Source organism: Labrenzia sp. ATLA3, assembly GCF_057180185.1.
Genome location: NZ_JBXUKV010000012.1, coordinates 55,712 through 68,361 on the forward strand (window position 1 = coordinate 55,712; position 12,650 = coordinate 68,361).

Below are 12,650 nucleotides of genomic sequence, written 5' to 3' on the forward strand. Positions count from 1 at the left end.
AACAATGACACAGGCTCTTTTTACAGACGACTTCAAGACGACACCCTATTGGCAGGACATCGCCACGAAAGTTCCTCTGCGGGAGACTGGCCTGCCGGAGGAAGTGGACGTGCTGGTGGTCGGCGGCGGCTACACCGGCCTGAACGCGGCACTTCAGACTGCCCGCGAAGGCCTCGGCACGCTGGTTCTTGATACGGAAGACCCCGGTTGGGGGTGCAGCATGCGCAATGGCGGCCAGCTGTCGACGAGCCTCAAGCCCTCCTTCTCCAGCCTGGCGCGCCGCTATGGCAAGGAGCTCGCCACCCAGCTCTGTCTGGAAGGTCAGGCATCGCTCGACTATATGCACGCACTGTCGAGGGCAGAAGGCCTTGAGATGGGCCTGCTGGAGACCGGCCGCTTCCACGGGGCCCACAAGCCGCACCTTTACGAAAGCCTTGCCAAGGACTGTGCCGCCGGGCACCCGGTCTGGAAGACGGATGCCTTCATGGTGCCGAAAAGCGATATGGCGAAGGAGCTTGGAACAGAGGCTTATCACGGCGGCATCGTCAATCCGCGTCATTGCAGCGTCGATGTCAGCAAATACCACCCCTCGCTTCTGAGCAAGGTTCTGGCCGAAGGCGCAATGGTGCGCGGCAAGTGCCGGGTGATGTCCCTTGAACGCGAAGCCTCAGGCTTCAAGGTTCTCACAAGCAGCGGTCCCCTCAAGGCGGGCAAGGTCATTCTGGCGACCAATGGCTACTCCGGCCCCCTTTCGCCATGGTTGCAACGGCGGCTGATCCCCATCGGTTCCTACGTGATCGCAACGGAGGAAATTCCGAGCGAAACGATCGACCGGCTGTTCCCGACCGATCGGATCCTGTCGGACACCAGAAAGCTGGTCTATTACTACCGGCTGTCGCCAGACCGGAAGCGCGTTCTTTTCGGCGGCCGGGTTTCCTTGAGCGAAACAGACCCGCGCAACAGCGCGCTCAAACTCCACCACGACATGACGGCCCTTTTCCCGGAACTGGCCACCGTGCGGATCAGCCATGCCTGGATGGGATTTGTCGGCTACACCTTCGACACGCTTGCCCACGCTGGCGAGGACAAGGGCCTGTTTCATGCAGGCGGCTATTGTGGGTCCGGCGTCGGCATGGCGAGCTATCTGGGCATGCGCATCGGCCAGAAGGCCGCCGGCCTGGAAAAATCCCCCTCCGCCTTCGAGAAGATCCCTTTCCGGACACGGCCGCTTTACCAGGGCAATCCCTGGTTCCTGGCACCGTCCGTGCTGGTCTACCGGCTGCGGGACAGGTTCGGGATCTGACCCCGGCAAAACCGTCAGCCGGTCACCGGTTTGCGCCGCTACCCTGCCGCCCTGACGAGACCTCGCCAGGCTCTGGAATATCGGCCAGCAGGCGCACCAGCCAATCGACGAAAACGCGAACCTTGTTCGACAGATGCCGGTTGGGCGGGTAGACGATATAGAGAGGAATGGTGTCGGCCGACCATTCCGCCAGCACCGGCACGAGGTCTCCGCGCTCCAGTTCCTTCTGCACCATGAAGTCCGGCAACTGAGCGATGCCATGCCCGGCCCGCGCAGCTGCAACATAGCTGCGGGCATCGTTGACCGAGCAGTGATACCGTCCGTCGACCAGAATTTCCTCACCGTCCTTGCGAAAGGTGAGAGGATTCGTGCGCCCCTTGGCGGCAACAAAGTAGCTGACACTAGAGTGGTTCGCCTGCACATCCTCCGGACTTTCCGGAATTCCAGCCCGCTCCAGATAAGAGGTTGCCGCACAGGTGATCAGCCCGATTTCCGCCACCCGCCGCGCAATCAGCGACTGATCGGCCGGGGCGCCCCCGCGCAGGGCGCAATCGACATTTTCCGCCAGATAATCGACCGTCCTGTCACCAATCCCGAGATCGATCCGGATATCCGGATATTTTTCGTAAAACCCGCCAAGCGCCGGAATGACGAACCAGTCTGCGAAAGCACCCGACATTTCCACGCGCAGCCGTCCCCCCGGCGTGCTTTGCGCCTGGGTCAGGCTGGCATCAAGCTCATCGACCTCCGACACGATCTGAGCGGCGCGCTCGTAGTAGAGTGCCCCATCCGTCGTCACGATCACCCGCCGCGTGGTCCGGTTGAGCAATTTCGTCTGCAGATGCCTTTCGAGATTCTGGATCAGGTTTGTCACCGTTGCCTTCGGCATCTGAAGAGAGTCGGAGGCGCGGGTGAAGTTGCCTGTTTCAACCACCCTGACAAAGGCACGCATGGCAGAGAGCTGATCCATTTCCAGGCATCCTGATCAAGAAATAGGCTTATTGTTCGAAATTTCGAATAGTGAAACCAATAATACACCTCTTATTCCAGACTTGGAACAACAATACCTATCAGACAAGCAAGAGGGCTGGTGTACTCTGCCTTCCTTCAATCAACGGACACGAAACGGCGCTGAACATGACGGTGCAGATAAAGGACATGACGCTCGACAAGGTGGCAATCGGCCCCGTGGCGGCGCGTGTCTATCAGGGCGCTGAATACAGCAAGGCGCCGCCGGTTCTGATCTACTTCCACGGCGGGGCCTTTCAAGGCACCTTGCCGCAGGACTGTGAGGTCGCGCATATCATCGCCGAAACCGGCGCCATTGTCGTGATGCCGGATTACAACGTGCCGCTTGGCAGCGTTTTCCCGAAACCACTGGAAACCGGGTTTTCGATCTTTTCCTATCTGGCGAAGAAACGCGCTGGTTTGGGAAACCGCAAATCCCTGCTTCTTGTCGGTGGCGTCGAGGCTGGCGGCAACATCGCCGCGGCTGTCGCCCTGAAGGCCCGGGATCATTTCGCCGATGAACTGGACGGACAGATCCTGCTGTCGCCCCTGCTCGATCCGTTCATGGGCTCCACCTCGTTTCAGGCGGCCGCCGGGGTCGGCATGAAGGATATCTGGGCAGACGGCTGGAGCCACTATCTCAGCACCGGCATGTGCCACCCTTACGCGGCCCCTTGCATGTGCTCACGCCTGACCGGAGTTGCGCCGGCGCTCGTTCTGTGCTCGCAGGACGATCCGCTGAAAGACGAAACACTCGGTTTTGCCACCTGCCTCCAGAATGCTGGTGTTGACGTTCACCAGCATGTTCTCCCCGCCGGGGCTGGCTGGCCATCGCTCTACGGCGGAAAGACGGACGAGACCCCAACCTGGCAGGAAACCGTTTCCGCGCAATTTTCGGGTTTCGCGCAGTCCGTCAGCCTTCATTGAATTTGCACTTAAACCCTTCTGAAGATTGATTTTTCGAGAGGGTTTCCAAGGAGAGACCAATGACATCAAGAAGCAAGCTCTGGGCCCTGACGGGCGCCAGCCTGGCAGTTGCTGTCTCTGTTTCAGCCGCTGTCCTCATCATGAACCTTCCGGCGACCAGCCCGGCGACAGCCGCCGGCAATACAGCCACCATCCCGGCCGTGCCGGTGACCGTTGCCGAGGTCAAGTCACGCGAAATCACCGTGTGGGAGGATTTCTCAGGCAGGCTTGAGGCCATCGACCGGGTACAGATCCGCTCCCGCGTGGCCGGTGCCATCCAGTCCGTCGATTTTCGCGAAGGTGCGCTGGTGGAAGCCGGTGATCCGCTCTTCACCATCGACCCCGCCCCCTATGAAGCCGCTGTCGCGCAAAGGGAAGGTCAGGTTGAACTGGCGCAAACGCAGCTGAACCTCGCCAAGCTGGAACTGGATCGCGGCAACAAGCTCATCGAAAACCGGACGATCTCTCAAAGCGTGCTCGACCAGCGACGCAACACCTACGCCGAAGCTCAAGCGACCCTCAGAACCGTGAAGGCAGCCCTCAGGTCCGCCAAGCTGGAGCTTGGTTACACCAAGATCCTGGCGCCCGTGTCCGGCCGTGTCGGCAAGATCGAGATCACCGTCGGTAATCTGGTTGCGGCGGGCTCCGCCTCTCCGGCCCTGACCACCCTGGTTTCCGTCGATCCGATCTATGCAAGCTTCAACGCAAGTGAAGACCTGGTCTCGCGGGTTCTGGCAGAGCTGCCAAAGACAGATGCCGCGGTACCGCCGCTGGATATGATCCCGGTGGAAATCGAAACCTCGTCAACCGCCGGACACCCGGTGAAGGGCAAACTTCAGCTGGTCGACAACCAGGTTGATGCCGTCAGTGGTACCATTGGTGTCAGGGCCGTTTTCGATAATCAGGGCGGCACGCTCATACCGGGCCAGTTCGTGCGCATTCGCATGGGGGAACCCAGACCCGAACAGAAAGTCCTGATCAGCGAACGCGCCATCGGCACCGACCAGGACAAGAAATACGTCTACGTTGTCGGCGATGACAACAAGGCGGCCTATAGGTCGGTTGAGCTTGGCAGAACCGCCGAAGGCGCGCGCATCGTCAACAGCGGGCTCAAGCCGGGCGAACGGATCGTCGTCAACGGCCTGCAACGCATCCGCTCAGGTGCGCTTGTCGATCCGCAGCTCGAAAACGATGTCGCCGCTGCAAACTGAGTGATCAGGTGGAGCGCATGCCGCTCCGCCTCCCCCTCTTCAACAATTCAAGTGATGATCGCCGGAGGCCCCGCCACCGGCCGGGAACGTGTTGTCCCGATTTCCTGCTGGAAAGGGCCTGGCCATGAATATCTCGAGATTCTTCGTCGACCGACCGGTTTTTGCCGGCGTGCTGTCCGTCCTCATCCTCATCGCCGGTCTGCTCGGCATGAGGGCTCTTCCCATTTCCGAATATCCGGAGGTGGTACCGCCCTCCATTGTCGTGCGCGCCGCCTACCCCGGAGCCAACCCGAAAATCATTGCCGAGACGGTGGCAACACCGCTGGAAGAACAGATCAACGGCGTTGAGGGCATGCTCTACATGACCAGCCAGGCGACCTCCGACGGCGCCATGACACTCACGGTCACCTTCGAGCTTGGCACCGACCCCGACCAGGCCCAGCAGCTTGTCCAGAACCGTGTTTCCCAGGCCGAGCCGCGCCTGCCGGCAGAAGTCCGGAGCCTGGGTGTGACCACGGTGAAAAGCTCGCCCGATCTGATGATGGTGGTAAACCTGACCTCGCCGGACAATCGCTACGACATCACCTATCTGCGCAACTATGCAGTTCTCAACATCAAGGACCGTCTGGCCCGCATTCAGGGTGTCGGCCAGGTGCAGGTGTTCGGCTCGGGCGATTATTCCATGCGTGTGTGGGTCGATCCACAGAAGGCGGCCGGACACAATCTGGCAGCCAGCGACATCACCAGAGCCATCCGCGAACAGAACGTGCAGGCAGCAGCCGGCACCATCGGTGCGTCGCCCAATCTGGAAGGCGTCGACGTTCAGCTCAGCGTGAATGCGCAGGGGCGCCTTCAGACACCGGAAGAATTCGGCAACATCATTGTCCGCACCGGTGACAACGGCGAGGTCACCCGGTTGCGTGACGTCGCCCGGATCGAGCTGGGCGCGGCCGATTATTCCTTGCGCTCGCTGCTCGACGGCAAGCCCGCCGTCGCGATTCCGGTGTTTCAGGCACCAGGCTCCAATGCAATTGCGATCTCCGATGCGGTGGTCGAAACCATGAACGACCTACAGGTCGCCATGCCCGACGGCGTCAAATACGAAATCGTCTACGACACCACGAAATTCGTGCGATCCTCCATCGAGAAGGTCGTCGACACGCTGCTTGAAGCCGTGGTGCTGGTGGTCCTTGTCGTGATCCTGTTCCTGCAGACCTGGCGCGCGTCGATCATTCCCCTGATCGCGGTTCCCGTGTCGATCATCGGCACCTTCGGTGTCATGTATGTCTTCGGCTTCTCCATCAATGCGCTCAGCCTGTTCGGACTGGTTCTGGCCATCGGCATCGTCGTCGACGATGCGATTGTGGTCGTGGAAAACGTTGAGCGAAATATCGAGAGCGGACTGAACCCACGCGAAGCCACCTACAAGGCCATGAAGGAAGTCTCCGGGCCGATCATCGCCATAGCGCTTGTGCTGGTGGCCGTGTTCGTTCCTCTGGCCTTCATCACCGGTCTGTCGGGTCAGTTCTATCGCCAGTTCGCGCTCACGATTGCGATCTCCACCGTGATCTCGGCCATCAACTCGCTGACCCTGTCCCCGGCGCTGGCCGCCTTTCTCCTGAAGGATCACCATGCGCCCAAGGACTGGCTGACACGTGCGATGGATTTTCTGCTCGGCTGGTTCTTCAGAGGCTTCAACCGGGCGTTCGGCGCCGGGTCCAACGCCTACGGCAAGAGCATCGGCGGCCTGTTGTCCCGCAAGACCATTGTCATGGGGATCTACATGGTGTTGGCAGGAGCAACCTACAGCCTCTTCACCACGGTTCCCGGTGGCTTTGTTCCGGCGCAGGACAAACAGTATCTGATCGGCTTTGCCCAGCTTCCCGACGCTGCCACACTGGACCGCACGGAAGACGTCATCCGACGGATGAGCGAGATTGCGCTGGAACAGGAAGGCGTCCAACACGCCATCGCCTTCCCGGGCCTGTCGATCAACGGGTTCACCAACTCCTCCAACGCCGGCATCGTCTTCGCCACCCTGTCGGATTTCGAGGAACGACAGTCTCCGGACCTGTCAGGCAATGCGATTGCGATGCAGCTGAACCAGAAATTCGGCACGATCCAGGATGCGTTCATCGCCATATTCGCGCCGCCGCCCGTCCAGGGTCTGGGCACCACCGGCGGGTTCAAGCTGCAGATCGAGGACCGCGCCGGGCTCGGCTACCAGGCACTCGACGCCGCCAACAAGGCGTTCCTGGCACAGGCCTATCAGACACCGGAGCTGGCCGGATTGTTCTCCAGTTTCCAGATCAATGTGCCCCAGCTTTATGCGGATCTCGATCGCACCAAGGCCGAGCAGCTCGGTGTTTCGGTAACGGATGTGTTCGAGACGCTGCAGATCTATCTGGGGTCGCTTTTTGTCAACGACTTCAACGCCTTCGGCCGCACCTACAGCGTCCGGGTGCAGGCAGACGCCCAGTACCGGGCCCATGCCGACGATATCGGCAAGCTGAAGGTCCGCTCCGCCACTGGCCAGATGATCCCGCTCGCCGCGCTTCTGAAGGTGGAGGCGACCACCGGGCCGGAACGCGCAACCCGCTACAACGGCTTTCTTGCCGCTGACATCAACGGCGGCCCGGCGCCTGGCTATTCCTCGGGCCAGGCCCAGGCTGCGGTTGAACGGATCGCGGAAGAAACCCTGCCCAAGGGCATCGCCTTCGAATGGACCGACCTCACCTACCAGCAGATCCTTGCCGGCAGTTCCGGGTTCCTCGTCTTCCCTCTGGCCCTGCTTCTGGTCTACCTGGTGCTTGCCGCCCAGTATGAAAGCCTGATGCTGCCTGTGGCGATCATCATGATCGTTCCCATGGGTGTGCTTGCCGCCCTGACGGGCGTCTGGCTGACAGCGGGCGACAACAACATCTTCACCCAGATCGGGTTGATAGTGCTTGTCGGCCTCTCGGCGAAAAACGCGATCCTGATCGTGGAATTCGCACGGGAACTGGAGTTCGAGGGCCGGTCGCCCGTGGAAGCGGCCATTGAAGCCAGCCGTTTGCGGCTTAGGCCGATCCTGATGACCTCCATGGCCTTCATCATGGGGGTCGTCCCGCTGGTGCTTTCAACCGGTGCCGGCGCCGAAATGCGCTCTGCCATGGGGGTCGCTGTCTTCTCCGGCATGATCGGCGTAACCTTCTTCGGCATCTTCATGACACCGGTCTTCTACGTTCTGGTTCGCAAGCTTTCCGGCAATCGGCCGCTTGTGCAGCACCAGGACACAGTCGAGCGACCGCAAGCGCAGGAAGCAGCCTCCTGAACGAGCCGACATGACAGATAAGCGCCCTGGAGACAGCCGTTTCCGGGGCGTTTGCACTTGATCGGATCTTCGCAGGCTCAACGAAAGCGATCATCCGGCGACGGTTGCCGGACGGTGCTCCTGCCTCTTGCCTCTTTTGAAAAATTCCGAAAGTCGTTCTCGATATCTCCGGTGTGGAAGGTCGCCGCGTTGAGACCGATCGGCACATCCAGGGGCTGCAATACCGGCACCAACACCCAAATTGCGGGTTCCCGCAAATGGATTGCGTGAATCGCCCTGTCACATCCGGTTCCTCGCCGCGTAACGTGACGTGCCAAGCGTTGGCGAGCCAACACTGTGGCGATGTATGTGGGAGGAAAACATGCAATCGAATAGTTATCGTGAAGACACAAAAACGCCGCGCGGCGGTGTGCAATTTCAAAACCTTGCAGCCCGCGTCAGGCAGACAGTTGCAAGCGACGGGCCTTTGGGACGTTTGCTGTCACTGAAGACCGGAATTCTATCAAGCCTGTTCGCCCTGTCGGTTCTTGCCGCACCGGGTGTCGCTACGGCGGCGGACTACAACTGGACCTTCCAGACCTCGGAAACGGCCGGTGAGCCGGGCTTTATCAACAAACAGAAATGGGCTGAAAGCGTCGAGAAAATGTCTGGCGGGCGCATCGCCATCGAGATTTTGCCGATCGGCGCCGTTGTCCCTCACACCGATACGCTTGATGCCGTTGGCTCCGGCATTTTGCAGGGCCACCTGACCGACCCGAGCTATTTCGCCGGGAAAGACCCCGCCTTTGCCATGATGGGCAACCTGGTCGGCGCCTGGAGCGATCCTTTCGAACTGATCGGGTTCATGCAATCCGGTGGTGGCCATGAGCTCTACGCCGAACTGGTCGAGCCCTACGGCGTCCATTTCATCGGAGCCGCGGCAACCGAGCCGGAAGCATTCGTTTCCAGCGTTCCGATCCGCTCCGTTGAAGACCTGAAGGGCGTCAAGATGCGTGCGCCGGAAGGTATGGTCTACGAGATCTTCTCCAAGGCTGGTGCGTCTCCGGTTGCCCTGCCCGGTTCCGAAGTCTTCACGGCTCTCGACAAGGGCGTGGTCCAGGCGGCCGACTACACGGTTTTCGCAACCAACCAGTCGCAGGGCATGAATGACGTTGCCCACTATCCGCTCTATCCGGGCTTCCACTCCCTGCCGTTGATCGACATTTCGATGACCAAGTCGATCTGGGATGAACTTCCGGACGACCTCAAGGCCATCCTGAACGCCTCCGTCGACCAGTTCATCTTCGATCACGTTTATTCCGTGCGCAAACTCGATGCAGCCGCTGTCGAGGAAGCCAAGGCCAATCCGGACATCGAAATCGTCAACTGGTCTGGCGACGAGCGGGCAAAGTTCCGCAGGATCGCGCAGCAGGAGTGGGAAAACTGGGCCGGCAAGAACGACCTCACCCAACGCTATTACGATGCGGTTGTCGCCTATCTGAAGGGCCGCAACCAGCTCTGATCTGACCAGCATCTCCTTTGATGCAGCCGCTCCCGGCCCTACAGGCCCGGGAGCGGCCAGACCTCGCGTCTGCCTGACCATGGTTCAGCCGGACCTTTCTTCTGGCAGGCCATTCCCGATTTCCCTCAAAAGAATGCCAACCGCACGACGGGAGAAGAAGCCATGCCGGACAATCCGGACGTGAGTGACCTGGAAGACACTGGCCAAGCCGAGCTGCGAACCGGCCTCGACCGGCTTATTGCCGGGTCCGCCAAGCTCTTTTCCTGGGCCATCTTTCTGGCGTTTGCCATCAGCGTCTATGAGGTTATCGCCCGCTACGTGTTCGACAGCCCAACCTATTGGGCGCACGAAAGCACGACCTTCCTCATCGCAGCCATCTTCCTGATCGGCGGCCCCGTCGCGCTCGCCCGCGACAAGCACATCCGCGTCCGCATGATTTATGACTCGGTTTCGCCCGGGGTTCAGCGATGGCTGGATATCGTGAATTCGTTGATCGCAATGATCTTCTTTGCAGGTCTCGGATACGCAGGCGTGACGATGGCCTGGAAGGCCACCCACCGGCCCAATGGAGATATCCATCTGGAGGGCACGGGAACGGCCTGGAACCCGCCGACACCCGCCCTCTTGAAAATCATTATCCTGATCTGTGTTTGCCTGATGTTCGTTCAGACCCTGATGCATCTGATCAAGGCTATTCGCGGCGATGACGCTGCCTACAGCGAACGCGGAGGCAAATGAGATGGGACTGAACGAACTGGGCATTGAATACGGAACGCTGCTGCTCGTGGGCAGCATCTTCGTCTTGTTGCTGACCGGTCAGCCCCTGGCCTGGGTGACAGGGCTTGTTGCGCTGGTATTCACATTCGGCTGGTTCGGCGGGAATGCCCTTCCGCTGGTCACCGCCCGCATCTTCGGGTTCATCACCGAATACTCTCTCGTTGCCATCCCGATGTTCATCCTGATGGCGGCCCTGCTCGACAGATCGGGCATTGCGAAGGACCTCTTCAACGGAATGCGCGTCCTCGCCGGACGGTTACCGGGTGGCGTCGCCGTTCAGACCCTGATTGTCGCGACCTTGATGGCCGCGATGTCCGGTGTCATCGGCGGTGAGATCGTTCTGCTGGGTATTCTTGCCTTGCCCCAGATGTTGCGGCTTGGCTATGACCGCGACCTGTCAATCGGCGTCGTCTGTGCTGGCGGGTCGCTCGGGACAATGATGCCGCCTTCCATCGTCCTGATCATCTATGGGCTGGTTGCAAGTGTCTCCATTGCCGATCTCTTCGTTGCCGCCGTCACACCCGCGCTGATGCTGCTGGGCTGCTACATCGCCTATGTCCTAGTCAGATGCGTCCGCAATCCGGACCTTGGCCCGCCGATTTCCGAAGAAGAACGGGCAGAAGAAACCGTTGGCAGTGCGATCAGGTCCCTCATCGCGCCGGTCTTCATCGTGGTGGCGGTTCTGGGCTCGATCTACGGAGGCATTGCCTCCATCACGGAAGCAGCGGCACTCGGGGTCTCCTCGGTGCTCGTCATATCCCTGCTCCGCCGCGAACTGAACACCCGCATGCTGCAGGAAAGCCTGGTTCACACGCTGGAAACATGCGGCATGATCATCTGGATCGGGATCGCCGCGGCCGTTCTGGTCGGCGTTTATAACCTGATGGGCGGCAACCGCTTCGTCTCCGCGGTCATGCTTGGTCTCGACGCTTCACCGGTGGTCGTCATCCTGTTCATGATGCTGATCCTGCTCGTGCTCGGCATGTTCCTGGACTGGATCGGGATAGCCCTGCTGACGTTGCCGATCTTCGTGCCGATCGTCGTTCAGCTTGGGTACGATCCGATCTGGTTCGGTATCCTGTTCGCAGTCAACATGCAGGTCTCCTACCTGACGCCTCCCTTCGGCCCGGCAGCCTTCTATCTGAAGAGCGTGGCCCCACCGGACATAACGCTCGGCAACATCTACGGAGCCCTGCTTCCGTTTATCCTGCTACAACTCATTGTCCTGGCGACCCTGCTGTTTTTCCCCGGCATCACAACCTGGATGCTCTAGGTTAAATGTGTGCCGCATTCCTTCGATTGAATGCGGCACAAGGCCAGTGCGAAAAGACCAGATCTCCCCTGCTTCTGCGCACCTCCAAAGTGTGCTGGCCGAAGGATTCTTCTGGCAAGTCCGTGCCGCATATGGTTGTGTTTTGCCTTGAACGCCGCCCCATCGACGCCTACGGCTCATTTATTGCGGGAGTAGCAGATGTTTCCAGGCTCAGCCGACCGTTCCAGTTTCAGGACACTGTCACGTCTCACGGGACTGCTTTGGGCGGGACTTCTGTTGAGTGGCATCGTGTCGGTTCAGGCGGACGAAACAAAACTGCCGCCCTTCTCCAAAGCAAGCGTGCCTCCTGCCCCTGACTACGAGAGTGCGGCGGGGTGGCTCGACAGGCCGGAGGATCCGGACAGATTTGGCGTCGATATCATCTGGATCTATCCGACGGTGCTCTTTGACAGCTCGGCCTGGCTGATGGACATCACACGCAAGGACCTTGTCGCTGCCGCAGCGGAAACCGTCACCACGGAGGCCCGCATTTTTTCGGGTCAGGCTAACCTTTACGCGCCGTTCTACCGGCAGATGAACCTTGCCGGTTTCAATCTGCCGGAAAAGGAGCGTGACGCCCTCGTTGCCTACGGCGAGAATGATGTCAGTAGGGCTCTGCGCTACTACATGCAACATCACAACAAGGGCCGGCCGTTCATTCTGGCGGCCCACAGCCAGGGATCCTACGTCCTCACCCAGCTGCTGGTCGACCACTGGGGCAAGCTTGGCATCGAGGACCAGCTTATTGCCGGATATGTTGTCGGCTGGTCGATTACCGAAGAAGACCTCAGAGACAATCCGGCTATCGAGATCTGCGAAGAAGCCCATCAGACCGGGTGCTTCATCAGCTACAATTCGGTCGCTCCGGGCAAGCAGAAGGACTCGCCCGTCATTCTGCCGGGCGCCATCGTCGTCAATCCTTTGACCTGGACCCGGGAAGACACTCTGGCGTCGGCGGAGCTCAATCGCGGGTCGACTTTTTTCAACCAAGACGACACCTACCAAACCTATCCGGGTTTCGCTTCAGCCCAGATTGCAGACGGAGGACTGGCCGTCGTGGCAAAGGACCCGAAGCGGCTCGATGTGCCGTTCTTCCCGTCCGGTGTCTATCATGGCTATGACTATCCCTTGTTTTTCGAAAACATCATGACAAATGCCGCGCAGCGCATTCAGGCCTATCTCGCCAAAAAGAAGTAAGACCGGTCGAGAGACTTCAACTCAGTGCAGACAGCTGAAATCCGCGGCGAGCCCGTAGCATT

General features: G+C 60.0%; 9 protein-coding genes. 8 read left to right on the top strand and 1 reads right to left on the bottom strand.

Translation table 11 applies throughout. The features are described 5' to 3' along the window. Positions 1 to 4 precede the first annotated feature (4 nt). Complete coding sequence (locus AC2A6O_RS27355; protein WP_498931892.1) at positions 5 to 1,303, top strand: NAD(P)/FAD-dependent oxidoreductase; 1,299 nt, start codon at positions 5 to 7, stop codon at positions 1,301 to 1,303. A 22-nt stretch (positions 1,304 to 1,325) separates the two neighbouring features. Here the strand turns inward: AC2A6O_RS27355 and AC2A6O_RS27360 are convergent, their stop codons facing one another. Further along, entirely contained in the window at positions 1,326 to 2,273 is a 948-nt protein-coding gene (locus AC2A6O_RS27360) for a LysR family transcriptional regulator (protein ID WP_498931894.1), read from the bottom strand. 167 nt (positions 2,274 to 2,440) lie between these two features. Between AC2A6O_RS27360 and AC2A6O_RS27365 the strand changes: the two genes are divergently transcribed. From AC2A6O_RS27365 to AC2A6O_RS27395, 7 genes are all read left to right on the top strand, one after another. After that, positions 2,441 to 3,238 (top strand): alpha/beta hydrolase fold domain-containing protein, encoded by a 798-nt coding sequence (locus AC2A6O_RS27365; protein WP_148583136.1) that lies wholly within the window; start codon positions 2,441 to 2,443, stop codon positions 3,236 to 3,238. 59 nt (positions 3,239 to 3,297) lie between these two features. Next, positions 3,298 to 4,488 (top strand): efflux RND transporter periplasmic adaptor subunit, encoded by a 1,191-nt coding sequence (locus AC2A6O_RS27370; protein WP_498931896.1) that lies wholly within the window; start codon positions 3,298 to 3,300, stop codon positions 4,486 to 4,488. 124 nt (positions 4,489 to 4,612) lie between these two features. After that, positions 4,613 to 7,801, top strand: a complete 3,189-nt coding sequence (locus AC2A6O_RS27375) for an efflux RND transporter permease subunit (protein WP_498931898.1) — start codon at positions 4,613 to 4,615, stop codon at positions 7,799 to 7,801. Positions 7,802 to 8,162: 361 nt separating this feature from the next. Next, entirely contained in the window at positions 8,163 to 9,302 is a 1,140-nt protein-coding gene (locus AC2A6O_RS27380) for a TRAP transporter substrate-binding protein (protein ID WP_209000975.1), read from the top strand. 162 nt (positions 9,303 to 9,464) lie between these two features. Continuing rightward, on the top strand, positions 9,465 to 10,040 hold the full coding sequence (locus tag AC2A6O_RS27385) for a TRAP transporter small permease subunit (RefSeq protein WP_498931900.1): 576 nt from the start codon (positions 9,465 to 9,467) through the stop codon (positions 10,038 to 10,040). A 1-nt stretch (position 10,041) separates the two neighbouring features. After that, positions 10,042 to 11,352, top strand: a complete 1,311-nt coding sequence (locus AC2A6O_RS27390; protein WP_498931902.1) for a TRAP transporter large permease — start codon at positions 10,042 to 10,044, stop codon at positions 11,350 to 11,352. Positions 11,353 to 11,550: 198 nt separating this feature from the next. Then, complete coding sequence (locus AC2A6O_RS27395; RefSeq protein ID WP_498931904.1) at positions 11,551 to 12,588, top strand: DUF3089 domain-containing protein; 1,038 nt, start codon at positions 11,551 to 11,553, stop codon at positions 12,586 to 12,588. Positions 12,589 to 12,650: the final 62 nt, after the last annotated feature.